Annotated in this window: 25 protein-coding genes; 15 read left to right on the top strand and 10 right to left on the bottom strand. The window is 48.2% G+C overall.

Translation table 11 applies throughout. The annotated features are described in order from the left end of the window. Nucleotides 1–6 precede the first annotated feature (6 nt). The 3 genes from B067_RS0116535 to alr all read left to right on the top strand — a co-directional run bounded on the left by B067_RS0116535 (nucleotide 7) and on the right by alr (nucleotide 3247). Nucleotides 7–894, top strand: coding sequence for a glutamate cyclase domain-containing protein (locus B067_RS0116535; protein ID WP_019531199.1), 888 nt, complete (start codon nucleotides 7–9; stop codon nucleotides 892–894). A 216-nt stretch (nucleotides 895–1110) separates the two neighbouring features. Continuing rightward, on the top strand, nucleotides 1111–1968 hold the full coding sequence (locus B067_RS0116530) for a D-amino acid aminotransferase (protein ID WP_019531198.1): 858 nt from the start codon (nucleotides 1111–1113) through the stop codon (nucleotides 1966–1968). A 166-nt stretch (nucleotides 1969–2134) separates the two neighbouring features. Beyond that, the gene (gene alr, locus B067_RS0116525) at nucleotides 2135–3247 is read left to right on the top strand and encodes an alanine racemase (protein ID WP_019531197.1); all 1113 of its coding nucleotides are present in this window, start codon (nucleotides 2135–2137) and stop codon (nucleotides 3245–3247) included. A gap of 79 nt (nucleotides 3248–3326) precedes the next feature. Here the strand turns inward: alr and B067_RS0116520 are convergent, their stop codons facing one another. Then, the gene (locus B067_RS0116520; RefSeq protein WP_019531196.1) at nucleotides 3327–4049 is read right to left on the bottom strand and encodes a GNAT family N-acetyltransferase; all 723 of its coding nucleotides are present in this window, start codon (nucleotides 4047–4049) and stop codon (nucleotides 3327–3329) included. 176 nt (nucleotides 4050–4225) lie between these two features. Next, nucleotides 4226–4993, bottom strand: coding sequence for a hypothetical protein (locus tag B067_RS21450; protein WP_019531195.1), 768 nt, complete (start codon nucleotides 4991–4993; stop codon nucleotides 4226–4228). A 260-nt stretch (nucleotides 4994–5253) separates the two neighbouring features. Here B067_RS21450 and B067_RS0116510 point away from each other — a divergent pair, with 260 nt between their 5' ends. Further along, on the top strand, nucleotides 5254–5916 hold the full coding sequence (locus B067_RS0116510; RefSeq protein WP_019531194.1) for a urate hydroxylase PuuD: 663 nt from the start codon (nucleotides 5254–5256) through the stop codon (nucleotides 5914–5916). A 73-nt stretch (nucleotides 5917–5989) separates the two neighbouring features. Here the strand turns inward: B067_RS0116510 and B067_RS0116505 are convergent, their stop codons facing one another. Beyond that, nucleotides 5990–6256 carry a hypothetical protein gene (locus B067_RS0116505; RefSeq protein WP_026244734.1) on the bottom strand — a complete coding sequence of 89 codons (267 nt, stop codon included), beginning with the start codon at nucleotides 6254–6256 and terminating at the stop codon, nucleotides 5990–5992. 310 nt (nucleotides 6257–6566) lie between these two features. Here B067_RS0116505 and B067_RS0116500 point away from each other — a divergent pair, with 310 nt between their 5' ends. The 4 genes from B067_RS0116500 (at nucleotide 6567) to B067_RS0116485 (ending at nucleotide 11250) form a co-directional block, all read left to right on the top strand. Then, nucleotides 6567–8084 carry a fumarate hydratase gene (locus B067_RS0116500; RefSeq protein ID WP_019531192.1) on the top strand — a complete coding sequence of 506 codons (1518 nt, stop codon included), beginning with the start codon at nucleotides 6567–6569 and terminating at the stop codon, nucleotides 8082–8084. Nucleotides 8085–8295: 211 nt separating this feature from the next. Continuing rightward, entirely contained in the window at nucleotides 8296–8889 is a 594-nt protein-coding gene (locus B067_RS0116495) for a LemA family protein (protein ID WP_019531191.1), read from the top strand. A gap of 16 nt (nucleotides 8890–8905) precedes the next feature. After that, nucleotides 8906–10858, top strand: coding sequence for a M48 family metallopeptidase (locus B067_RS0116490; RefSeq protein ID WP_019531190.1), 1953 nt, complete (start codon nucleotides 8906–8908; stop codon nucleotides 10856–10858). Between the two features lie 23 nt (nucleotides 10859–10881). Then, nucleotides 10882–11250 (top strand): hypothetical protein, encoded by a 369-nt coding sequence (locus B067_RS0116485; protein WP_020700321.1) that lies wholly within the window; start codon nucleotides 10882–10884, stop codon nucleotides 11248–11250. Nucleotides 11251–11253: 3 nt separating this feature from the next. Here the strand turns inward: B067_RS0116485 and B067_RS0116480 are convergent, their stop codons facing one another. Both B067_RS0116480 and B067_RS0116475 read right to left on the bottom strand, forming a co-directional pair. Continuing rightward, nucleotides 11254–12468, bottom strand: coding sequence for a cation:proton antiporter (locus tag B067_RS0116480; RefSeq protein ID WP_019531188.1), 1215 nt, complete (start codon nucleotides 12466–12468; stop codon nucleotides 11254–11256). A 19-nt stretch (nucleotides 12469–12487) separates the two neighbouring features. Then, a complete protein-coding gene (locus B067_RS0116475; RefSeq protein ID WP_019531187.1) occupies nucleotides 12488–14038 on the bottom strand; it encodes an FMN-binding glutamate synthase family protein in 1551 nt (516 codons plus the stop codon). A gap of 138 nt (nucleotides 14039–14176) precedes the next feature. Here B067_RS0116475 and sbcB point away from each other — a divergent pair, with 138 nt between their 5' ends. Continuing rightward, entirely contained in the window at nucleotides 14177–15616 is a 1440-nt protein-coding gene (gene sbcB / locus B067_RS0116470) for an exodeoxyribonuclease I (RefSeq protein WP_019531186.1), read from the top strand. Beyond that, a complete protein-coding gene (locus tag B067_RS0116465; protein ID WP_019531185.1) occupies nucleotides 15616–15882 on the top strand; it encodes a GIY-YIG nuclease family protein in 267 nt (88 codons plus the stop codon). Before sbcB ends, B067_RS0116465 begins: the two co-directional genes overlap by 1 nt. A gap of 7 nt (nucleotides 15883–15889) precedes the next feature. On the opposite strand, the gene B067_RS0116460 is transcribed toward B067_RS0116465, so the two are convergent. The 3 genes from B067_RS0116460 to B067_RS0116450 form a co-directional block, all read right to left on the bottom strand. Beyond that, a complete protein-coding gene (locus B067_RS0116460; protein WP_019531184.1) occupies nucleotides 15890–16381 on the bottom strand; it encodes a DUF4124 domain-containing protein in 492 nt (163 codons plus the stop codon). Nucleotides 16382–16465: 84 nt separating this feature from the next. After that, a complete protein-coding gene (locus B067_RS0116455) occupies nucleotides 16466–16744 on the bottom strand; it encodes a polyhydroxyalkanoic acid system family protein (RefSeq protein ID WP_019531183.1) in 279 nt (92 codons plus the stop codon). 32 nt (nucleotides 16745–16776) lie between these two features. Next, entirely contained in the window at nucleotides 16777–17676 is a 900-nt protein-coding gene (locus B067_RS0116450) for a hypothetical protein (protein ID WP_019531182.1), read from the bottom strand. A gap of 274 nt (nucleotides 17677–17950) precedes the next feature. Between B067_RS0116450 and B067_RS0116440 the strand changes: the two genes are divergently transcribed. The 4 genes from B067_RS0116440 (at nucleotide 17951) to B067_RS0116425 (ending at nucleotide 20883) form a co-directional block, all read left to right on the top strand. Continuing rightward, nucleotides 17951–18967 carry an aspartate carbamoyltransferase gene (locus B067_RS0116440; protein ID WP_019531180.1) on the top strand — a complete coding sequence of 339 codons (1017 nt, stop codon included), beginning with the start codon at nucleotides 17951–17953 and terminating at the stop codon, nucleotides 18965–18967. Next, nucleotides 18967–19611, top strand: coding sequence for an NUDIX domain-containing protein (locus tag B067_RS0116435; RefSeq protein WP_019531179.1), 645 nt, complete (start codon nucleotides 18967–18969; stop codon nucleotides 19609–19611). The genes B067_RS0116440 and B067_RS0116435 overlap by 1 nt, the downstream gene beginning before the upstream one ends. A gap of 1 nt (nucleotide 19612) precedes the next feature. Further along, complete coding sequence (thpR, locus tag B067_RS0116430; protein ID WP_019531178.1) at nucleotides 19613–20158, top strand: RNA 2',3'-cyclic phosphodiesterase; 546 nt, start codon at nucleotides 19613–19615, stop codon at nucleotides 20156–20158. 191 nt (nucleotides 20159–20349) lie between these two features. Then, nucleotides 20350–20883, top strand: a complete 534-nt coding sequence (locus B067_RS0116425; RefSeq protein ID WP_019531177.1) for a cytochrome b — start codon at nucleotides 20350–20352, stop codon at nucleotides 20881–20883. 33 nt (nucleotides 20884–20916) lie between these two features. On the opposite strand, the gene B067_RS0116420 is transcribed toward B067_RS0116425, so the two are convergent. Next, the gene (locus B067_RS0116420) at nucleotides 20917–22224 is read right to left on the bottom strand and encodes a metal-dependent hydrolase family protein (protein ID WP_019531176.1); all 1308 of its coding nucleotides are present in this window, start codon (nucleotides 22222–22224) and stop codon (nucleotides 20917–20919) included. Nucleotides 22225–22336: 112 nt separating this feature from the next. Here B067_RS0116420 and B067_RS0116415 point away from each other — a divergent pair, with 112 nt between their 5' ends. After that, a complete protein-coding gene (locus tag B067_RS0116415) occupies nucleotides 22337–23938 on the top strand; it encodes a tetratricopeptide repeat-containing sulfotransferase family protein (RefSeq protein WP_019531175.1) in 1602 nt (533 codons plus the stop codon). A 23-nt stretch (nucleotides 23939–23961) separates the two neighbouring features. Here B067_RS0116415 and B067_RS0116410 read toward each other — a convergent pair whose 3' ends face one another. Beyond that, entirely contained in the window at nucleotides 23962–25140 is a 1179-nt protein-coding gene (locus B067_RS0116410) for a transglutaminase domain-containing protein (protein ID WP_019531174.1), read from the bottom strand. Between the last annotated feature and the right edge of the window lie 121 nt (nucleotides 25141–25261).

The raw sequence follows: 25261 nt of genomic DNA, 5'->3' as shown, positions 1-25261 counted from the left end.
CGTTTTATGACAAGTACTGAATTACGCTTTAACAGCACCGAGCAGGCGCTTAGCCAGCAAATTGAAAACATACTGGTGGCCCGCAACCCGCGTGGCATGCAAAACGCGCAAGCAGTTTTAGAAGCCGGTTATTACTACCGTGCCGCTAGAGTGCTGCAAGAGCAGTTAGCCAAGCCCGGTAGTGTGGTATTAATAGGCACGGGCTTTCCTGTACCTCAGCCCGGCGACACCCACACCTTCGAAACCGATGGTCCTGTTGGCGCTATTGCCCTGTATGACACCTTCAAAGCCTTAGGCATGCAGCCTATCATCATTACCAGTGGTGCTTTAGCGGCGGCCTTGGCGCCGGATTATCGCGTACACACGATTAGTGAAGGCAATTTGGCGGTAGCCGAGCAAGAGGCCAAAGCCGGCTTAGCGGCGCTTAAGCCCGATGTGGTAGTGAGCATAGAAATGCCCGGCCTTAATGCCAATGGCCAGTACTCGAATATGCGCGGTGAAGATATTAGCCACCGCTGCCCCAGCTTTGACGACTTTTTGCGTTTAGCCGCTTGTCCTACCATGGCCATAGGCGATGGTGGCAACGAGATAGGCATGGGCAATATTGCTGAGGCTTTAGAAAGTTTAAGTATCATCCCCGCCCGCACCCAGTGTGATGAGTTGATGGTGGCGGATGTGTCTAACTGGGGGGCCTACGGTTTAATCGTGTGGTTGTCCCTATGGAACCAACAAGATTTATTAGCCCCTATCAAGCCGCGGGCGATACTAGAATACTTGTCTGTCAGAGGCAGTGTAGACGGTGTAAGCCGCGAAAACACCGTGACCGAAGACGGTATGGAACCTACGGAAGGCGAGTCGGTAATTGCCGAACTAAGAGCCGTAGCGGGTTTTTAAGTCCCGTTTGATACAAGTAAGTACATTGCGTCATTCCCTGCAGGCCTTATTCTCTAAGGCTTGCAGGGGCAATAGCTGCCACTATTGTTGTAAAGATGACCAAAAGCGGTAATTTCTGTTAGAATTGCCGCCCTTTTATTTCAGGTGGCCATTTCATAGAGGCAAGCCCTACTATGAGCGTGGACCGAATTTTTTGACTAACGTGAGATTGATCTTATGTCTATTGTGTATTTAGACGGCGCTTATATGCCCATGGCAGAGGCGAAAATATCGCCTATGGACCGTGGTTTTCTATTTGGCGACGGCATCTATGAAGTGGTCCCTTCATACGACGGTAAAATGGTAGGCTTTGGCCCGCACATAGACCGCATGATAGAAGGTATGGGTTTTGTTGATATCAAACTGGATTGGTCGCACGATCAATGGCAAGACGTTTGTGATCAGCTAATCGAGAAAAACGGTGGAGGCAATTTAGGTATTTATCTACATGTTAGCCGCGGCACCGACACTAAACGCTTTCATGCTTACCCCGATAATGTAACGCCTACCGTGTTTGCTTTTGCTTTTGATATTGCTCCTGCCGCTGTGGCCGATAAGGCCAAAGTTAAGGGCTACAAAGTCAACACACAGCAAGATTTACGCTGGGATAGGTGCAACATCAAATCTACCGCCTTGTTGGGTAATGTCATGCACTTTCAGTCTGGCCATGTTGCCGGCATGAACGAAACCTTATTGTTCAACGCCAACAACGAGCTAACCGAAGCGTCTGCCTGTAACGCTTATATTGTTAAAGATGGCGTAGTCATAACGCCACCACTAGATAACCAGTGCTTGCCCGGTATTACCCGCAAAATTTTGTTAAGCATATTAGCGAAAGATGGCTCTATCAAAGTGGAAGAGCGCATAGTCACTAAAGACGAAGTGTTAAACGCTGATGAAGTGTGGATTACCTCTTCTTCTAAAGAGATTGCACCCGTTGTTGAAGTTGACGGCAAGCCCGTAGGTAACGGTGAAGTGGGCGACGTATGGTTGGCTGCACAAACCTTATATAGCGCGCAAAAGTACGATTATTAATTACTGCGCACTCGATGCACCCCGCGCTGCTTAACGGCAGCGCTTAAAAGCAAGAATAGCGTTATAGCGTACTCAAGAGTACGCAGCGCTTTTTCTTGCTTTTTTGTCTGTGAATACCTCTCACGACGCTTTAATGATTTGCTGCACTTAGAAAGAGAAATAAACCATGGCTCGTCCTGCAAAAGCTAAAATCAATCTAGATGCCTTGCGCCACAACTATAACGTGGCTTGCAATATTGCACCCGACTCGCAAGCGGTGGCTATTGTTAAAGCCAATGCCTACGGCCATGGTGCTGTTGAGACGGTAAAGGCCTTACAAGAACACGCCCCGGTATTTGGCGTGGCTTGCATAGAAGAAGCCATGGAGTTGCGAGAGGCAGGCATAGAGCAACCTATTTTATTATTAGAGGGGATGTTTAGCGCCAGCGAAGTTGCTGTAGCGCAGCAGCAGGGTTTTTGGGTCGCCGTGGGCAGCCGCGCACAAATAGAAATGCTGACTCATGCTAAAGCTGGCCAGCCTTTAAAAGTTTGGTTAAAGCTGGATACCGGTATGCATCGCTTGGGAGTGCAGCCCCATGAAGCAGTAACGTTATACCGCTTGCTAGCCGAGAGCGACAACGTAGCCGACGCCATTGTACTCATGACGCACTTGGCGTGTGGGGATGAGTTAGAGCGTCCACAAACCGATACCCAAATACAGTGTTTTGATGAGACTCTTGCGGCGATTAAGGATGTGGCCGATGAGTTGGGCCAAACTGTAGAAACCAGCCTTGCCAACTCGGCGGGTACTATGGCCTGGCAAGATTGCCGTCGCAGCTGGGTGCGCCCAGGTTATATGCTCTATGGCGGTAACCCTTTTGGTCATAGCCAGGAAAGCGCCGACCAATTGCAGCCAGTGATGAACCTACTGACTGCCGTCATTGCTCTACGCGATATAGCGGTAGGCGAGTGCGTGGGCTATGGCGCCAACTGGTGCGCCCAGCGCCCCTCAAAAATTGCTACCATCGCCATGGGTTATGCCGACGGCTACCCTCGCGTAGTTAAGACCGGTACACCGGTGTTGATTCACGGCGAGCGCGTTAGCATAGTGGGCAATGTATCTATGGACATGATTACTATCGACGTCACCGACATAGCCGATGTGCAGTTAGGCGATGAGGTAATGATGTGGGGTGAAGGTTTGCCTGTCGATGAAATAGCAGCCTGTGCTGGCACTATCGGTTATGAATTATTGGCGCGTATGCCAACGCGAGTGCCGAGGATTTATGTGGGTGGGTAAGGGCAGTCGCTAGGGTTTAGTCTCTAGTCGCTAGATTTCAAAAAGGCCAGCTCTTTGCGGAGTTGGCCTTTTTTATTTATTAAATAATATTTTGTAAACACGGAGCGGTTAAATCGGACAGTTTAGTTTTTTGATTGCCGTTTTCATCAAAATTACCTGGCGATAGCCACTGTATAAAGGCGGCTTTAAGTGTTGGCCATTCTTGATCGGTGGTTGCATACCAAGCCGTGTCGCGATTGCGTCCTTTTACAACGACTGCTTGGCGGAATATGCCCTCGAAAGAAAACCCTAATCGTTGAGCTGCGGCACGTGAAGGCGCATTGAGTGCGTCGCATTTCCATTCGTAGCGCCTATAGCCTAGTGAAAAGGCATGATCCATCATTAAAAACATGGCTTCTGTTGCTGCAGGGCTGCGCTGTAGGTTTGGCGAATAGTGTATGTGTCCGACTTCAATCGTGCCCATGTTAGGGGTGATGCGTAAATAGCTGGCAACTCCGGCGGCTTTACCTGTTGATAGGTTTACTATGGCGTAAAAGAGTGGGTCGTTACTACTTGTGTATTGCTCAATCCAGGTTTGGTAATCCTTACTGTCGCTAAAAGGCCCGTAGGGTAAGTACGTCCAGTTGTCACTCTCACTGTTTACTTGATTGGCGGCGTATAGATTTTCTGTGTGGTGTGAGGCTAGTGGTTCAAGGTGGCAAAAACGACCGGTTAGCACTGTGCGCTTGGGTAAGGGTGGTGGTGTCCAGTTGTTTATGGCTAAGCCTACAGGTTGATGAAATTGATTTATCTCGTATTCCATTATTGTCCTTAATAAGAAAATGGATTGTAGCGAGCTCTCGGTTATGTGAGGCAGCAGAGCTTACCGCCAAAAGAGACTAGCTTGCTGATCAGGTAGCTCTATGGATGCCGGGGTGAAACCCGGTATGACAGTAAGTCGATATCTAACGATTCTTTTACAGCTAGCGACTACAGCATTCACGGCGTACCACCGGTCAATTTCAACAAATCCGCATTCACCTTACGCCGAAAGTGATCCACTGAATCTAAACGTTCTTTGTTTTCTGCGCTTAAGCGCTCGGCTTTGATTAGGCGGTTGTTGAAGAGGTTAACCTTGTCGTTGGTTTTTTCTAAGGTGCTCTCTTGGGCCTTGAGTTTTTTCTCGTTGCTGGCTAGTTGGTTGCTGAGTTGGTCTAGGGTTTGTAGCTTTTGGTTAAGCTTGTTGGTGACCACGTCGTTGCTAGCCAGTTTTTGCTCGGTGCTGTCTATAAAGCTTTTAACATTGTTAAGGCTGCGGTCGTGGCTTTGCTGTTTGGTTTCTAAAATTTCTAGGCGTTCTTTGCTCTTTTTCCAGACATTGTCCCAGAGCTTGCGCACTTCAAAGTCGATCTCGCGCAATTTGACCTTCATGGCCTCGCTGGATTCACCCATGCTTTCATCGGTTACTGATAAACGACTTTCCAATCCGGCGACTCTGGCCTCGGTGAGCGCAAGGGTGTGTTCAGCGGCTTTGAGGCGCTGTTGTAAAAAGCCTGCTAGTACCGCAGTGAGTATTAACACCACCACGACAAAGGCTAAGGTGATTTTTAGGCTGTTGCTGGCGCTGCCGTTGCTGGCGACATCGGGCACTACGCCCAAGCCGCTAAGTGCACCTTTGCTTTGGGTGCGTTGGTAAGAGGCGATTTCATCACGTGCTGGGGTGATGGCGATGTTGTCGTGGGGTGGGCGGTTATCGTTGCTGGCCATAGTGTTTTTATCAGTATTTCGCTATTAAGGGGTGGACGCGTGTGCGGCATTATTGCACGGCTAGGGACAAGCACAAACTATGTGGGTTCATCTGTTTTAATATTTCGGTCATTTTTTCGGCAAAAACACAGTATTACAGTGGAATTCTATAAAAGAGGTTTAAATTTATGGCTAAATAGCCTATAAAAGCACTCAGGTATTAAGGGGTTAGCTAACTCCTCAATAACAATAATCCTTCCATAATCAACTAGGGGTGTTTCATGGAAAATATCATCAGCTTAGATCTACTATTTCGCTGGGCGCACGTGTTATTCGGTATCACGTGGATAGGCCTACTGTACTATTTCAACTTTATTCAAGGTGAATACTTCAAAGAGGCTGAGGCTAGCGCCAAGGCTGATGCCACTAAAAAATTAGCGCCACGTGCGTTGTGGTGGTTCCGTTGGGGCGCCATGTTTACCTTTATTACCGGTTTGGTGTTGTTGATGGGTATTCGCAAGACTCACGGTATTGATGGATTCATCGCCATGGGCGCGTTAATGGGTACTTTTATGTTCCTAAACGTTTGGTTAATTATCTGGCCAAACCAAAAAATCGTTTGCGGCATTGTTGAAGGTGATGCATCGGTTGCCGGTCCTAAGGCTTTATTAGCTTCACGAACCAATACGTTGTTTTCTATCCCTATGTTGTTCGGCATGCTGGCCTCTTTCCATGGCACTGGCAAAGGCAGCACCCTCATAGATCACGCTGCTGGCGCATCTCAAGGCCTGACTACTGGCGTTATTGCAGTATTAGCTTTAGTTGTATTGCTGCAGCTAAATGCTATGTTCGGTAAGTTAGGGCCTATGGCTAGTGTGAAGGGTGTTATTCACTCTAGTCTCGCGTTAGCGGTTGTATGTGTAGGCTTGTTACAGCTGGTATAGCTAGTACTGAGACACAAAAAAACCGGGCAATGCCCGGTTTTTTTGTGTCTGCTACTTACTCTTTAAAGAGAGTCTAGCGACAAACTTGCTTAGCAGTTTTGATTTGTTTCTTGCTGCAATCTTCTTTAGAGCCTTTGCCTACGCACCAAGTTTTGCGGTTGTCCCAAGCTGAAATATCTTTGCTTTCACCGTTAGAGCAGGAAACGACATAGTATGAATACACTTCGTCATCTTCTAAAACGATATCTTCGCTGTATTTAATACTCACAGGACGGGCGGCCATAACCGTTGTAGATACGGCGGCTAATACTACTGCTGTTAGTAAATGTTTGAATTTCATAGTGTTGTCTCTATTATTTTTTACCATAAACCATGGATGTTAATACCAGTCATCAAACAGGATTGTTATTTGATGGACTTAGTATAACTTTCAGAGCTGAACCCAAACTGAATGGCCGGCAATAAAATGCTTAGGGGGCCATATTATTTTGCATGGTCTTATTAGGAACGCCAGCAGAGAGGGTAGGCCGTGGGGATTTAGCGCGCCTGTAAGCGGGCAAAAGCGGTATTTTGGTGTACAATAGCCGCGTTTTATAAGGGCCTATTGCGGCCTGTAACCTTCTACCCAGCGGCTATATCAGGGAGCCTGTATGACCATTATTCGCCAAGATGACTTAATAGATAGCATTGCTGATGCGCTGCAATTCATCTCTTATTACCACCCGCTAGATTTTATCCAAGCGGTAGACAAGGCCTATCAGCGCGAGCAGAACCCTGCTGCCAAAGACGCGATGGCGCAAATCTTAATCAATTCTCGTATGTGCGCCGAAGGCCACCGTCCTATTTGCCAAGATACTGGTATCGTTACCGTCTTCTTAAAAGTAGGTATGAATGTGCAGTGGGATGCCACCATGTCGGTTACTGATATGTGTAACGAAGGCATACGCCGTGCCTATATGAACCCTGATAATGTCTTACGAGCCTCTATTTTGGCTGATCCCGATGGCGCTAGAACCAACACTAAAGATAACACCCCGGGTGTGGTGCATTATGAAATCGTGCCCGGCGACACCGTAGAGGTGCATGTAGCCGCTAAGGGTGGCGGCAGCGAGGCCAAGTCTAAATTTGCCATGCTTAACCCCTCAGACTCGGTAGTGGATTGGGTATTAAACATGGTGCCGCAAATGGGCGCGGGCTGGTGTCCGCCGGGCATGCTAGGCATAGGCATAGGTGGCACCGCCGAAAAAGCCATGATGTTGGCTAAAGAATCCTTATTAGAACCTGTCGATATACAAGATTTGCAACAGCGTGGTGCCAGCAATCGCGCCGAAGAGCTGCGCTTAGAGCTGCACGAAAAGGTTAACAAGCTAGGTATAGGTGCCCAGGGCCTAGGTGGCTTAACCACGGTGTTGGATGTGAAGGTCAAAGATTTCCCCTCGCACGCCGCTAACAAAGCCATAGCCATGATCCCCAACTGTGCCGCTACCCGCCACACTCACTTCACGCTAGATGGCAGTGGCTCAGCCAAGTTAACCCCACCCAAGCTAGAAGATTGGCCAGAAGTGACCCGCGAAGCCGGTGCCAATGTGAAGCGCGTAAATCTAGATACCGTCACTAAAGAAGAGGTAAAAGGCTGGAAGCCCGGTGATACCTTATTGTTAAACGGCAAGATGTTAACCGGCCGTGATGCTGCCCATAAAAAAATGGTAGACATGATTAACAACGGTGAAGAGCTGCCGGTGTCTATGCAAGGCCGTTTTATATACTACGTGGGCCCAGTCGATCCTATTGGTGACGAAGTGGTAGGCCCCGCCGGCCCCACCACCGCTACTCGCATGGATAAATTTACCCGTACCATGCTGGCTGAAACCGGCTTACTGGGCATGATAGGTAAAGCCGAGCGCGGCCCTATCGCTATAGAGGCTATTAAAGAGTTTGAATCGGTTTACCTTATGGCCGTAGGTGGCGCAGCCTTCCTAGTGGCGCAAGCGATTAAAGCCTCTAAAGTAGTCGGTTTCCCCGAATTGGGTATGGAAGCTATCTATGAATTTGAGCTAGAAGATATGCCCGTCACCGTAGCGGTAGACTACCAAGGCGAGTCTATACACCAAACAGGCCCCGCTTTCTGGTCGAAAAAAATAGAGGCGGAAGCGATAGAGGTTAGATAAGCGGCAAGCTTTAAGCTACAAGTAGCAAGATTAAAAATGGGAGGCTGTGTGCCTCCCATTTTTTTACAATTGATATTTCAGTTAAATTAACATTTAATCAAGTATTACGTGGCCTTAGCCAGGTCGTAGAGAAATAATAATCACAGCTTACAGCTTACAGCTTACAGCTTACAGCTTACAGCTTACAGCTTATGACCAAAGGACTAACAACATGGATTTATCATCAATTATCTTCTGGGTGATTATTTTTGGTTCGATTGTTTACATTGTCGGTATTTATAATCAATTAGTCACTTTAAGAAATCGCTTCCAAAATGCGTTCTCACAAATCGAAGTGCAGCTTAAACGCCGCTACGACTTAATCCCCAATTTAGTCGAAACCGCTAAAGCTTATATGAGCCATGAGCGCGAAACCTTAGAGGCGGTGATTAGTGCTCGCAATGAGGCGATGACGATGTTGAAAGGGGCTGCGGCCGACCCTAGCGGCAGTGCGATTCAAGGTTTGGCGGGGGCCGAAGGGGTATTACAGGGAGCCTTGGGTAAAATGAATATGGTGATGGAGGCCTATCCCGATTTAAAAGCCAATCAAAATATGATGCAGCTTACCGAAGAATTAACCACCACCGAAAATCGCGTGGCTTTTGCTAGGCAGGCTTTTAATGATGCGGTGACTGAATACAATAGCTACAAGCAATCATTTCCCCCGGTGTTTTTTGCGAAAAAGTTTGGCCACCCTAAAGACGCTAGCCTATTAGAGTTTGAGGATAGCGCCGCCATACAGGCCGCGCCTAAAGTTTCCTTTTAATCATGTCTGCTAAGCCGTGAATTTCTTCACTGAGCAAGATCAGGCCCGCCGCAACAGTAAAATATTAATTGCCTTGTTTGCTGTTGCGGTGTGCAGCCTTATTGCTATCACCAATCTTGTTGTGGCTATTACCTTTTGGCTGATGGATGGCCAGCTGCAAGATTCTTCCCATGTCACCGAGTTGCTACACAGTGCGGGTAAACCTAGCTTTGCCCATTATTTTAGCTGGCAAAATTTTGGCAAGATTAGTCTTATGGTCAGCAGTGCTATCGCCATAGTGATAGCCTATAAATGGCTGCAGTTAGCGGCCGGCGGCAAGCGTGTGGCCGAGTCTTTGGGTGGCGTACGCATACATCCCAATACCGACAATGTTAATGAAAAGCGCGTGCTTAACGTGGTGGAAGAAATGGCCTTGGCCTCCGGCATGCCGGTGCCTGCGGTGTATTTGTTGCGCGGCGAAAAAGGTATTAACGCTTTTGCCGCGGGTAATACCCCAGCCGATGCAGTGATTGGTGTTACCCAGGGGGCCATAGAGCAGTTTGATAGTGAGCAACTGCAAGGGGTAGTGGCGCACGAATTTAGCCATATACTTAACGGCGATATGCGCTTAAACCTGCGCATGATTGCGCTGTTATCCGGTATTGTTTTTATCGGTAATATAGGCGAGCTGATTATGCGCGCCGGTGGCCGCCATGGCGGTTATCACACCACTAAGCGCTCCGGTGATGCCCGGGTGTTTATGCTGGGCTTGGCCTTTGTCATTATAGGTTGGCTGGGTGTTTTTTTTGGCGGTTTGATTAAAGCCGCTATTAGTAGGCAGCGTGAATTTTTAGCCGATGCCTCAGCGGTGCAATTTACCCGCAACCCACAAGGCATCGCTAATGCCTTAAAAATTATTGGGGGTTATCAAGCGGGGTCACGGGTGTTCAGTGCCAAAGCCAGTGAGATTAGCCATATGTTTATTGCCGAGGCGTTGGGCAGCTGGGCTAGCTTTGATACTCACCCCGAAATAGAAAAGCGTATTAGAAAAATAGAGCCAGGCTGGAATGGCGCTATGATTAGCCGTCGCATGCGCGTAGAGGCCAGTGCGCAGGCGGGCGCAGCCTTGCATGGCAAAGAGCAACGCAAGGGGCAGGCCGCTATGGCCGCCGTTGCCGGCGCTGCTTTTGTTGCCGCACAACAGACCCAAGCTATACATTCGGCGGTAGCCGATGCCGAGCACAGCATAGAGAGCATTCCCTATGGGTTAAAAAAGCTTGCTCATGAACCTTTGGGAGCCAGTGCTTTGGTGTATAGCTTATTACTCGATGCCGATAAGGCTACGGCCGAGCAGCAAATAACTTATATAGAACAATGTCAGGTTAAAGGTTTGGTAATGCTATGCCTGCAAATTAAAGAGGACGTTGCGGGCTTAGATGTCAGCTTGCGTTTACCGTTAATTGAGTTAAGTTTGCCAGCGTTAAAAATGTTATCGGCAGAGCAATACAAGCAGTTTAAAAAAACCTTATTGTTAATCATACGCGCCGATAAAAAATTTGAAATATTTGAATGGTGCCTATTTCAATTGGTGCGTCATTATCTGGCGCCAGAGTTTGAAACCATACGAGCCAGCAAGCCGCAATATAAAAAGGCTAAACAGGTTGCCAAGCCCTACGCTATAGTATTGTCTGCGTTGGTGCGCTACGGGCATGATGATGAAGGCGAACAGCATCGTGGGTTTACTAAAGGTGCCAATACCGCAGGTTTATACACCTTAACGTTATTGCCTGAGCAGGACTGCAGTATGGATGATTTTGTGAAAGCGGTTAATCAATTAGCTAACTGCTTTCCGCTGCTAAAGCCTAAATTACTAAAAGGGTTTGCTGATTGTGTCAGCCATGATGGCGTGGTCAGCCCTATTGAACAAGAAGTGTTAACAGCCATCGCTGCAGTGATGGATTGCCCTCAACCTCGGCTATTAATGAGCTAACAACAGCATAGCGCTGTGGAAAAATGATGAAGCCTATACAATTTAACGCCAGTGAAGTCAGCCTACAATTAGAGCAGGGCTACCATGTGCTTGCCTTTTATAATGACGATGAATATCTGTTTTTACAGCGTTTGGAAGAGATAGGGCATAAAGAAGATGATGGGGTTTATATAGAATATAAAGATCCCGTTCATGCCGGCTTTGATGTGGCTGCATCAGTTAGCCTAAGCAAAAAACAATTTACCCTTACGCTAAAATCTCCTTTATATAAATTACCCGACGTGCTGAGCTTTGACATCGCGTTGCAGCTTAGTGATGAAGACTATGGTCGCTACGGCACTATGCTAGAAACATTTTTTAGCGATAGGCAGGTTGAGGTCGCAGTACGTTAAGCGCTATTCATCCGCTGTTATTTTACGTATTAGCCAGCGGCTAGTAGGCGCTTGGATAAGCAAGTTAAACAGCACTACCCCAAACACTATAGATTGTATGGTCCACCAATAACTCAAGCTGGTGGGCAAGGTAAGCACTAAGGCTATGGCTACCACCCCACGTATATCCCCCCATATTAATACCCCCTTCCAATTTTTTTGTATGCTGTGGCTGAAGGGAATGCTGGCTATAGTGCAAATAAAGATGGTGGCGCTACGGCTAAGAATGGCTGCGCCTATACCTATTAAAATGGCTAGCCATTGATGGCTAAACATATCGGGGGTAATCACTAGGCCCATTAACACAAATAAGATGCTGCTAAATAATAAGGCCAGCCAGTGCCAGTTGCCGTCGGCCCCTAATAAAAAGCTGTGCTCTTTTTCGTTGAGGCACATACGGGCGACTATGGCTGTACCCATCACTGCCATAATGCCTGATACTTCAAATATGTTTTTAGCTAAATAAAAGCTACCCACAGCTGCAAATAATAAAACAATGCGGGTGGTGGAGTGGCTGGCCAGTAGCAAGGTCAGTATGGCGGCGATTAAACCCATAATGCCGCCCAATATCAACCCGCCCATAAATACACTGATAAAAAAAGTACTTATAGAAAGATTGCTGCTACTTGCACTGTGCGTGGCAATGGCAATAAGCAGCGAAAACAAAACAATAGTGGTGGCATCGCTAAATAAACTTTCGCCTTTTATCAGGGTGATAAGGCCCTTAGGTGCTTTATGCTGCTCTAGCTTGGCGGTAGTGATTACCGGATCGGTGGTGGCTAACACTACGCCGCAAATCAAGGCGGCTATCCAGGGGAAGCCGCTGGGATGGTTTATGCCGTAATAAATAAGCACGGCGCTAAATAAGGTGCTAAGTACTACGCCTACACTGGCCAGCAATAAGATGGGTTTTAACCAGCGTTTTAAGTCACCGGGTTCTATATGCCAGACGGCTTCAAAAATTAATATAGGTAGCAACAGGTAAAAGACCAAGTCTTGCAAGTTGTTGGCTCTAATGCCGGTATCTATACCCCATTGCGGCACTAACCAGCCTGCAGCTACGCCCACCAATAAGCAGCCTAAACTGTTATCAATTTTTAACAGGCGATTTAAAATTAAACCGCATAGCGCCATGGCCACTACCAGTAATATTTGGCCTACAACTAATTCCACACCCATACGATTTCCCTTGTGTTAGTTATGGTTCTTTTGAACTGGTGATTAAATCAGCGCGCATCGTTGGCGTAGGAAATTGCACTTCCATAGGTTCCGGTAAGCCGTGTGCATTAATAATGTTGGCATGTTTACGGGTTAAGCTGCGCGCTTCTTTAACACCACAGGAGTGAGCAATAACACCCACTTCATATTGCAATTGAGTGGCGTAATTGTATACGCGTTCGGCTTTGTCGGTTGGGTCTAGGCCGCGTTGTAAATCTTTGTTGTGAGTGGTGATGCCGGTGGGGCAGGTGTTTTTATTGCATTGCAGGGCTTGTATGCAGCCTAGTGCAAACATAAAACCACGGGCTGAGGTAATAAAATCGGCGCCCATGCATATAGCCCAGGCGACTTCGCTGGGGTTGATTAATTTCCCCGAGACGATAATTTTTATGCGGTCACGCAAATCATACTCAATGAGTTTATCGACCATCAACGGCAGGCTACGCTTAATCGGTAAGCCTACATAATCCATTAGGCTTTGCGGGGCTGCACCGGTGCCACCATCGGCGCTATCTATAGTAATAAAGTCGGGGGCGTGGCTGGGGCCGCGGCGGTGTATGGCTTGCATTAAGTCGTCTATCCACTCGCTGTCGCCTATAACTACTTTAAAACCTACCGGTTTGCCGGTTAATTCACGTATGCGCACTATCATATCCAGCAGGTTATCTATGCACTGTATTTCGACATGGCCGTTGGGGCTGATTGAATCTTGGCCTTCGGGTATATGCCTAACTTCGGCAATAACCTTGGTGACTTTTTCTTTGGGTAAAATGCCGCCTTTGCCTGGCTTTGCGCCTTGGCTCATTTTTATTTCAAACATTTTTACTTGCTCTAACTTGGCTATGCGCAGTAGCTTTTCTTCGTCCAAGGTTTTATCGGGTTTGCCTACGCCGTATTTGGCGGTGCCTATTTGAAACACTAAATCGCAGCCGCTGCGCAAATGATAGGGGGACACTGAGCCTTCGCCGGTATTCATCCATATGCCGGCTTTTTTGGCGCCGTTAGCTAAAGCGGTAATGGCCGGTATAGAAATGGCTCCAAAGCTCATACCTGAAATATGAAAAATAGAGCTGCTGGTATAAGGCTGGCGAGCATAGCCTTGGCCTATCGTCACCGCGTTGGTGGGGGTGGCATCTTCGGTTAAGGTGGGGAATAGACAGTTTAAAAAGATAATATCACCGGCTTGATTGAGTGGCCGGGTAGAGCCAAAGGCGATAGTGGAATCCACTTTTTTGGCGGCGCGATAAACCCAAGAGCGCTGGGCGCGGTTGAAGGGTAGCTCTTCGCGGTCTTGGGCAAAAAAGTACTGCCGGAAAAACTCCCCCATATGTTCAAATAAATAACGAAAGCGGCCTATTACCGGATAGTTACGCCGTATCGCTTGTTTGGTTTGGGTGATGTCTGATAGGTACAGATACACCACTATCAGGGCGGCAATAATGACTACCAACACAAACAGCAATTGGCTAAATTCTAAGAAGTCGCTGACAAATTGGTATAGCACGGGGAATTGGGTGTTGGCGGTACTCATATGCGCGTTAAGGCCTTGTTGCTATTGCTAAAATTATTATGCCTAGAGTATAGGGGCGCTAGGGGGCTTGTCGATGGATAAACAACACTTTAAGCTGTTGCTAACTCTATAACGACAGACATTATTTGAAGCAATACTATGCCCCAAGCAACTTTTTATTGGCACGATTACGAAACCTTTGGCGCTAACCCGTCGCTGGATAGGCCCTCGCAGTTTGCCGGCATACGCACCGATGCCGATTTTAATATTATCGGTGAGCCGCTGGTGATTTACTGCCAGCCAGCTAGCGATATGCTGCCCCAGCCGCAGGCCTGTTTAATTACTGGCATCACCCCGCAACAGGCCAAAGCCAAAGGGCTGCCTGAGGCGGAATTTATTCGCCTGATACATAAAGAGATGGCTAGGCCTAGCACCTGTTCGGTGGGCTATAACAGCATACGGTTTGATGATGAGGTGACACGCTACACCTTGTATCGCAATTTTTACGATGCCTATGAGCGCGAATGGAAAAACGGTAACTCCCGTTGGGATTTAATTGATATGGCGCGGGTGTGCAGAGCGCTGCGTCCCGAAGGCATAAATTGGCCCGATCATGACGATGGTACGCCCAGTTTTAAGCTGGAGCATATTACCGCCGCTAATGGTATTAGCCACGAGGCTGCCCACGATGCGCTCTCCGATGTGCATGCCACCATAGCGTTGGCCAAGCTGATTAAAACGAAACAGCCTAAACTCTATGACTATGTATTGAGCCTGCGTAATAAGCGCACGGTCGCTGCCATGTTAGATGTGGTGGCACAGGCGCCGGTGCTACACACCTCGGCGATGTTCCCAGCCAGCCGTTATTGCACCAGCCTAGTGATGCCCTTGGCCGCCCACCCCAGTAATAAGAATGCGATAGTGGCTTATGATTTAAGCGTAGACCCTACGCCGTTGCTTACTCTGAGCGCTGAACAAATCCGCGAAAAACTCTACACCCCTACCGCAGAGTTAGCCGAAGGCGAACAGCGCATCGCACTAAAAAATATTCATATTAACCGCTGCCCCATAGTCGCCACCAGTAAATTACTGGACGAAAAATTAGCGGCACGCATACAGCTGGATTTGCCACAGGCGCGGCAACATTATCAGCAGTTAAAGAATAGTCCTGGGCTAGCGGAAAAAGTCGCTCAAGTTTTCGCCGCCGATGCGCAAGGCCCTGCAAAAACCGACCCCGATGTCATGTTGTATAGCGGTGGCTTTTTTAGCCAGCAAGATAAAAGTGTTATGGCACAGGTGCGCAGTGCCAGCCCCGAACAATTACAGCAGCAAACATTTGCTTTTAGCGATAGCCGTTTAGCAGAGATGTTGTTTCGCTACCGGGCGCGTAACTACCCCGAGAGTTTAACTGCTGAAGAGGCGGAGCAGTGGCAGGAATTTCGCTTTCTTCGCCTAACCGACCCCGAAGCAGGGGCCAGCATAGTGATGGATGATTTTATAGAAGAAATTGAAACGCTAATGGCCGATGCTGCTACCACCGCTGCGCAGCGCGAAATTTTAGAGCAGTTATTGCACTATAGCGATGAGCTATTAGTCTGATGGCGGAGTCTGTCTGGGCGGTGTATATGGTGCAAACCCAATCGGGCAAACTGTATACCGGCATTACTACCGATGTGGCGCGGCGCTTTAAAGAGCATAGGGGCGAGGTGGGGGTGAATAAAGGCGCCAAGTTTTTTCGCAGTGATGCCGCGCTGAAAGTGGTATATCAAGAGCCCTGTGAAAATCGTAGCGTGGCTAGTAAGCGTGAGGCCGCCATTAAAAAACTCGGCCGTCAGCAAAAGCTAGTGCTGAGCCTAGGCCTATAAACAGCTATTATTTTTTACAATACTTCGTGTAATTATCCTGCAGTGTTTTGCTGTACTGTTTGCGTTCTTCGCCTGTCCATACGGTTAGCGTGCCATCGGGGTGTTGGGTGCGGCGCATACTGACGCGGTTATCGATCAGTTGTTGGGATTTTAACCGGTCGCAGTAGTGCTTTCTTTGTTTTGCTTTTTCTTTGGCTTCTACTCGCTGTTGCTGCTCATAGCTTTGTTGGCGCTGCCGCTCTAATTCATTTTTTTTGATGGCATTTCTATAGCTTTCCAATTCAGGGTCTAGGCTGGGCTGGCTGCCGGCGTAATGCTTTTCTTCAGCTTGTTGTTGCGCGGGTTTACTGTCGGAATAGTGCACATTGCCCTGTTCATCTACCCATTTATAGACTTGGGCCTGTGTGGTTAGGGCAATGAAGGGGAGTAGTGCGGCAACGTAGTAAGGCTTGCGGCAAATAATACGTCGGTGTTTACGAGGTGGTAAATAAAAGTTCATGGTGGTAGCTTGCGTCCTTGATAGCTAAAGATAGGGGTAATAATGGCACATTAATCAACTTTTGTTGATTAATGTGCGCACAATTTAGGCGAAGTTTTTCGCTAAATATTTTGTAATATCTTCTTCGATTTTACCGGCCATCATAGACAGCATCATGTTGAGCTCTATGGTGATGCCTATGTCGCTATCACTTACGTCTATGCTACCGGTCACGCCGGGGGCGCTGATGTCAGCTTGAGTGTCGCTATTCCAGTTAGCGGTAACGCCGTAGCGCTGTTTGATCTCGCCGGTGAGGCTTTCGATTTTGGTTTTTAATGTGTCGGCATCGAGTTGGTGGGGGTGGTTGATGGTCACTGTGCTCATGGGGCGATCCTTAGGTTGCTAAAAATAATCAGTTAAATTTCTGTAAAGTGTAGATTATAACTGTTGCTGATTAATTCTGATTGATAAATCCTACATTGTGGATAAGCCTTTACGACCAATTTTTGTAAGTGTTTTTTATCACTGCTGTCTATGTTGATGCCTAGGTATAGCTCGGTTAAATAGCGGGGCTGAAAGGGTTTGGCCTTATACCACAGCTGATCATCGCTATCGGCCAAGGTGGTTTCACTATCAAAGCAGCGTATTTCCTGCTCGTCATGATCAAACAGCGGTTTGTGTAATAGTAGCTGGTGCAGTTGCTCGATTGCGGGAGCGTTGCTGCGGCCAAAGGCGATATCCACTTGCTGCCGCAGGCTGGTTGCGGCTATGGGTTGCTCGCCGTAATTAACGTCATGGCAGGGGTTTAAACTAGGTTCTTGGCTGTCAAACTGCAGCACTATGCCCTGATGGTTGTCGGCATAGCGTTGCCAACTTTTGGCGTTATCGGGGCTGTGGCTAAAACAGCAGATGCGACAGTTTTGGGCAAATTGCCGCCACTGCTTAAGATAGTCATGTACTTCTAGCTGATGCTGTTGGGCCATGGGCAGCAGTAGTTGCTTTAACACCGGCTCAGCCTCGTCAGCGGAAAGAAAGCGGCTATCGTGTTGCCAGCGTTTGATGGTGCTGACTAGCTTATTGTTGCCAGTGGTTTCGGACTCGCCAAATAAAACTGCCAAAGCCTCTTGGCACAGACCCTGTAATAGCTGCTGGGCGGTAAAGTCGGTATCACTTAAATGGTTGAGCTCGTAAGGGTCATTGTAAAGATGCGGTGAGCTCCAGCGCAGTGACTGGCTGTTTAAGATTTTTAAGGCTGTGCCTATATCACAGTATTTATACAGTGCCGCGTTGGGTGGTTTGCTTACATGCTCGCTCACATAGTTACCTGTCGTTGTTTTACGTCAAAGCCATAGCGCACTATAGCCAATAGCTGGCCTTATGCCGTATCACTAAACTGTAAATGAATTGCAGGCCTAATGCCATATTGAAGAAAATGAGGCAGAAAGAGGGCGAAAATAGCGGCAAAACCCAGGTGCTGTGGCCGCTTAAAACCGCTAGAATGCAGCAGTTAAAACCCTATTTCAAAGCCAGCCGCTAATAAGCCACAAGCCTGTTAGCGTGCCAAGGCCTGTTACCAGCGAGGAGCTTACGTTGAAATTTCCCGGCAGCCATATTATTTCCATAGAGCCCTTCGAACGCGCAGACATAGAGCGGGTATTTACCGTTGCCGACAAGATGCGGCCCTATGCCCTACGCCAACGCATGACCAAGGTATTGGACGGCGCCATCTTAGGCAGCATGTTTTTTGAACCTAGCACCCGTACCCGAGTCAGTTTTGGCAGCGCCTTTAATTTATTGGGGGGCGAGGTACGCGAGACCATAGGCTTTGCCTCCTCAGCCATCGCCAAGGGCGAATCGCTATACGACACCGCCAGGGTGCTTAGTGGCTATAGCGATGTGATTACCATGCGCCACCCCGATGTAGGTTCGGTAGCCGAATTTGCCGAGGCCAGCCGGGTGCCGGTGATTAACGGCGGTGACGGTGCCAATGAACACCCTACACAAGCACTGTTAGACCTCTACACCATACGCAAAGAGTTGTTAGATAACGGCCGCAACGATATAGACGGTTTGCGCATCGCCCTAATAGGGGACTTAAAACACGGCCGTACCGTGCACTCGCTGTGTAAATTACTCTGCCTATACCGCAATGTTACGGTGACGCTAATTTCACCGCAGGAACTGGCTATGCCGGGCGAGATCGTTGAAAAAATGCGCAGTGCTGGCCTAACCGTACATGAGTCCGATGTAATGGAAGAGAGCATAGGTCATGTCGATATTGCCTATTCCACCCGCATTCAAGAAGAGCGCTTTGCCAGCAAAGCCGAGGCCGATTTATACCGCGGCCGCTATCGCTTAAACCAAGCTATCTACACCCGTTTTTGTGAACCCAATACCGTGATTATGCATCCCCTGCCGCGCGACTCCCGCGCCGATGCCAACGAATTGGACAATGACTTAAACAACAACCCAAACCTCGCTATCTTCAGGCAAACCGATAATGGTGTGTTGGTGCGCATGGCCTTATTCACCTTGGTGTTAGATGTGGTGGACTTGGTGGATAAGGAGTCCCGCGAAGTACATTGGTATACCGAGCGCCGTTTTTAATGGCGGAGCAAGAACTACAATTTGGCCTAGAAGATGTGCAGCTGCTCAGCGATGACAGTGTATACAAAGGCTTTTTTGAAATACGCAGCCTCACCCTTAAACACCGTTTATATGCGGGCGGCTGGAGCCAGGCGATACGCCGTGAGTTGTTTGTGCGCCACGATGCGGTGGGGGTTTTACTCTACGATCCCGCTCTAGATGCGGTAGCCCTAGTGCAACAGTTTCGAGTGGGTGCCTATGGCCATCAAGGTAAGCAATCGGCCGATGAATCGCCTTGGTTGCTGGAGTTAGTGGCGGGTTTAATCGATAAAGATGAGTCGCCAGCCTTAGTGGCCCAGCGCGAGTCGCAAGAAGAAGCGGGCGCGGTGATACAAGAGCTAGTGCCTATACACCAGTATTTTTCAAGCCCCGGCGGCAGCTGTGAGTTTTTTCATTTATATTGCGGCCGCTGTGACTTATCAGCGGTGGGCGGTATACATGGCTTAGCGGAAGAGGCGGAAGATATACGGGTGCAGGTGATACCGGTGGCCGAGGCTTGGCAAAAATTACAGCGCGGCGAAATTAATAACGCCCACAGCATTATTGCTCTGCAGTGGTTGATGATGAACAAAAACCAGCTGTGGCAACAGCTACAGGAAAAGTGAAGTGATACGCGCGTTTATCGCCTTATCTATTACCGAAACCCTAGAGAGTCAGCTCAGCCTGCACGCTCAGAGCTTGGCGCTGCAATTAAATCGCGAAGCGCTGCGCTGGGTGCCCAGCGAAAATTATCATATTACCTTGGCTTTTTTAGGCGATATTAAAAACCAAGATCTGGCCAAGCTAGAGACGATTATGGACGCAGTCGCCAGCCATCATCCGATTACGACTTTACAGGTGGACGATGTGCAGTGGTTTCCCTCAGTGCATAAGCCACGTTTGTTAGTCGCCACGGTGGCAGCGAATAGCGCACTGCAAAAACTACAGCAGACTTTGGTTAATCAATTGCGTCAGCATGGCTTTGCTATTGAGAACCGCCGTTTTCGTCCGCATATTTCCTTGGCCAGAGCAGGTCGACAGCAACAGGCGAAAAAGTTTCAACTGGTGTTGGGTGATCTCAATACCGATATGGATGAGTTGGTATTATTTGAAAGTAAGCTCACGCCTAAGGGCTCGCGCTACACCGCTTTAGCGGCGGCTTTATTAGAGTAGTCGTAACAAGGCTAAGCTAATACAGCGTTATTTTATAAGTTTTTTTCTTTAATTGTTTACCTATAGTTTGATTAAGGTCAGGTTTGTAGGCGTTTTTAATATTGCCTTAAGAATATAATGCAACAATATGTAATTGTTGGTGGATGGCATTATCTGCTGGGCGAGAAACAAGTAAATTACAGGGGTATAAGGTGGATAGTAACAAACAACAATACAGCGTTTTATTGCGTTATATACACTGGGGCACGGTTTTATTATTGGTAGCAGTATATGCCAGCATAGAAATGCGGGTGTTTTTTGATAAGGGCACAGATCTGCGTAATGCCTTTAAGGCCTGGCATTTTATGTTGGGCTTGAGTGTGTTTGCGTTGGTTTGGCTGCGACTGATGCTGCGTTTTAACCAAAGATATCCGGCGGTGCACCCCGCCTTACCTACTTGGCAAAAGGGCTTGTCCTATGCCACCCATGTATTGCTATATGTGTTGATGATAGGCATGCCCTTCAGTGGTTGGTTGATTTTAAGCGGTGAGGCCAAGGCCATACCTTTTGGTTTACCTGCGTTAATCGCTGAAAATAAAGACTTGGCCCACGAGCTGGAAGAGTGGCATGAGCTGGCGGGCCAGGCCGGTTATTACCTAATAGGCCTACATGTGTTGGCCGTTGTGTATCACCAGTTTATACGCAAAGATAATCTGTTTAAGCGTATGTGGTTGCGGAAGGTTTAGGCTGTTGTTTAGCTTTAAACCACCATAGTTTACTTAAGGCTGTACGATAAGCTGGCCGTTTAGCATGACCAGCTTAATATTCTCTAATTGCTTTATATCGCTTAAAGGATTGCCGGCTACTGCAACTATGTCGGCGAGCTTGCCCTCTGCTAGGCTGCCTAGCCTGTCATCCCAGCCCAATAGCTCGGCACCTACATGGGTGCCAGCTTGTATGGCCGCCATAGGGCTAAGGCCTGCCTCTACCAGCGTCGCCATTTCACGCACATAGACATGGGCCGGATATTTCATGTCGCCCAGGTCTACCCCCACCGCAATTTTTACCCCAGCCTTATGGGCTTTGCCTATCATCTTTAAAAATATGGCGCGGTAGTTATCGTAATACTCATCGTTTACCGCTTGAGCTTTGAGGGTTTTTTCTTCCTCATAAAAATAATCTCCTACATAAATCGTAGGCACAAAAAAGGTGCGGTGTTTTTTCATTAAGCGTATAGCTTCATCATCCATATAGGTGCCGTGCTCTATAGAGCGCACCCCGGCTATTACCGCTTGCTTAATACCCTCGTTGGCATGGGCGTGGGCGGCTACCGGTAAGCCCTGACGATTGGCCTCGGCCATAATGGCGGCTAATTCTTCGGGGCTAAAATGGACATTTTTAGGATTGTTGCCGGCGGCGTGAAAAGCGCCGGTGACTAATATTTTAATCCAGTCGGCACCGTACTTGGCTTCTTGTCGTATGGCTTTGCGTATTTCTTCGGGGCCGTCAACAATTAAGCCGTCTGGGGTAATAGTTTGTTCGTGGGAATAATAATTAACGTCACCGCCGCCACCGGTAATCGACAAATAATGCGGCGCCACCGATAAACGTGGGCCTACAAATAGGCCTTCGTTTATCGCGCGTTTTAAATCTACCGGGCCATAGGCGGTGTCGGCATCACCCATAATGCGCATAGAGGTCCAGCCGGCTTTTAATAGTTTTTGGGTGGAGTTTAAGGCGCGTAAACTTTTATAGGCCGAGCTATTTTGCAGGGCGGTGGCTTGGTAATCTTCGCCGTGTATAAAGGGATGAGTATGGCTGTCTATAAAACCTGGCAGCAGGGTGGCGTCGCCCAAATCGATTACCGTGGCATGAGCGGGGATAATATCGCGCTGGCCTATGGCGGTAATTTTATTGTCGTCGACAATAATGGTGGTGGCTGCCAGTGGCTGTGAGCTTACGCCATCAATAATTCTGGCGGCGACTAGGGCGGTGGTGGCAGCGTTGCTGCTAATGGCGTGGGCGGCCAATAGCAGGCTAAGGCCGGCGCTGAGTAGCTGGCGGCAGTGTTTGTGGTGAGTAAGCATGGTGTGTTTTCCTAGTTTTATCGTTGTTTGTGGCTAAGGGCTGCATCTAGTGTAGCCAGTGAATGACAATGCTGAATATAATAGCTGCACATTTAATAAAAGACGTATCACTATGGCCAAGCCTCCCTCCGTACAGCCCTTATTAAAGCAAATTCAGCAAGGCATGTTTCGAGAAGCCGCGGCTACTATCGAGCAGTTGTTAAAACAATTTCCGCAGCAGGCCAGTTATTGGCATTTATACAGCGTGGTGGCAATTAAATTACATCAGGCGGTTAAGGCCATAGAATTTTCCCAGCGAGCCTTGCAATACAGCCCTACCAATATTGCCTACCGGGTGCAGTTAGCGGCGGCCTTGCAACAGAACGTGCAAATTACTGAGGCCTTGGCCGAGGCGGCGGCGATAGAGCGCGAGAGCAATATTACGGCTGCAGGCGACCCCGTAGTGTGGGATGCCTTGGCGACGGTATACACCCACTGCGGTGATCTTGAGCGCGCCCAGTATTGGTATGAGCAGGCGGTAGCGGCTGATCCCAGTTCTTCCCATTTTCAATTTAATTTAGCCACAGCCTATCGCGGCAACGGCCAGTTGAGCAAGGCCGAAGCCATTTATGATCAGGTTATCGTCAACAACCCGCAGGATTACGAGGCCTATGCCAATCGCTCGCAGTTGCGTACTCAAACTGAAGAAGCCAATCATGTCGATGAAATGGCAGGCTTGTTGGCGCAGGGTATAGCCGATTGGCGAGAAGAGAGCCGCATTTGCTATGCCTTAGCGAAAGAGTGTGAAGATTTGCGTCGCTATGCGCAGTCTTTTCAGTATCTAAAGCGCGGTGCTGACTTACGTCGTCAACATATGAATTATCAAGTAGCCAGCGATGTAGGCGCGATGGATAAAATTATCCAGACCTTTAGCGCCAGCTGGGTGCAGCAGGCCGGCGCTAGCAATAGGCCCAGCTGTGATTCCGCCGAACCTATTTTTATTATTGGCCTGCCGCGCACCGGCACCACCTTAGCCGAGCGCATAGTGGATAGTCACAGCGAGGTGCACTCTGCCGGTGAGTTGCAAAACTTTGCCTCACAAATGATTAAGCAAGTGATGGCGCAGTTTCCCGGCCAACAATTCAATAAAGAGGTGTTGATAGAAAAGTCTACGCAAATAGACTTTGCCGCATTGGGCCAGTCTTATATAGATAGCACCCGGCCGCTAACCGGCCAGCACGCGCATTTTATTGATAAGCTGCCGTTAAATTATTTATATATAGGTTTGATTAAAATGGCTTTGCCCAAGGCAAAAATTATCCATTTAACACGCCACCCTATGGATGCCTGTTACGCCATTTACAAAACTTTGTTTGCCCAAGCCTACCCCTTTTCCTATGACGTAAATGATTTGGCGGATTATTACTTGGCTTACCACCGCTTAATGCAGCACTGGCACACGGTATTCCCCGGCCAGATTTATGATTTGAACTATGAGGAATTAGTGCACAGCCCCGAGCAGCAAAGCAAAGCGCTAATCGACTACTGCGGCTTGGCGTGGCAAGCGCAATGTTTGAATTTTCACCACAACCCCAGCGCCAGCATGACCGCCAGTGCCGCACAGGTGCGGCAGCCTATCCATACCGGCTCGGTGCAAAAGTGGCGTCACTATGAATCACAGTTACAGCCGCTGGTTGATAAGTTGAGTGTGATTTTGCCGCCTACTGATGCCTAACAAAGCATAAAAGTTCTAGCGTATTATGGTTTTTGAAGAGTCATTTTTTGGTTTAAAAACCGTAATTGCTTTTGAAAGGCGCGCAGGCGTTTTTTCTCTTGGCTGTTGACTATGGCTTGCATCAAGGCCTCTCGGCTTTGTACTAATTGTTGTAGCTGTTGGTAAATAAGGCTTTGTTGGTAATAAAATTCTGCCTCATCAGATTTTAAACGTATAGCTTTTTTTATAGCCTTAAGTGCTTGTGGATAATCCTCATCGCTAATGGCTAGAAGAGCTAGGTTGTAATGGTGGTAGGGGTTACTGGCGCGGTAGACTTTAATTTTATTGAGGTAATACTGGGTTTTTACGCTGTTATTTTGCTGTTGGTATAGCACCGCCAAGTTGTTTAAGGCGGGGTAGGCCTGCGGGTCTAATGCTAGGGCATTGTGTAGGCTGAGCTCTGCCGCTGGTAGCTGTTGGTTTTTTCTAAACAGTGCGCCTATATTACTCCACAGTAATGAGAGCTGACTGTCTAGGTTGATGGCTTTGGCTAAGTAGCGATAGCTGGTGAGGTAGTCGTCCTTAAACATGGCGTCTATCGCCAGGTTGTTATAGTGCAGGGCATCGGCACTGTTATCGCTAATCATCTGCCCCCGTTTAATTAAGTGCTGCTGCTCTGGTACCGTGTCGGCGGTAAAACTATGGCCGTTGTTTAATTGCACTACCGCATTAACGTGTATAAACAGGGAGATTTTTTTATCTCTTAATACCAAGGTGGGGTCGCTATCTATTAATTGGTAGTGCGCTTTTAAGCCCAGCTGCCTAGCTAAACTTATGTATAAATGGCTGTAGGCTATGCAATTACCCTGGGCTTTATCATAGGCCTGTTGGGCGCTGTAGGTTTTATCTTCGGCGTATTCAAAGTTGACAAAGGCGGGGCTGTGAATGAGGTTGCGCAGCTGTATGGCTATTTGCCGTGGGTGCATATTGTCGAGCAGGTATTTTTTAAAATAAGCGAGGGTTTCGTCGGATAGTGCGCGAAACTCATTATCGTCTATCTGCAGCTTGGCCTGCTCTGCGCTTAGCGGGCCGTTGTTAGTCGCAAAGTCGGGTAGCTGTTTAGCGCTGATGCCTTGCTGTCTACTGCAGCTGCTCAGTACTAGGCTTAATGCTATGGCTAGCAGTGTGGGTGTTATTGCATTGCTTAACCCTTGGGGTTTCATAGGTGCACTATTGCTAAGGTGTTTATTAAGTATACAAAGTCTGGCTTAGTCGTCCACGCAGTGGCAGTATTGTTTCGCTTTATTTGTACTCCACAGTCAAAACTTTCTACAATGCGGGCTA

Origin of the sequence: Dasania marina DSM 21967 (assembly GCF_000373485.1) — a bacterium.
GTDB lineage: Bacteria > Pseudomonadota > Gammaproteobacteria > Pseudomonadales > Dasaniaceae > Dasania > Dasania marina.
This window is presented reverse-complemented; position numbering and strand designations above follow the sequence as displayed.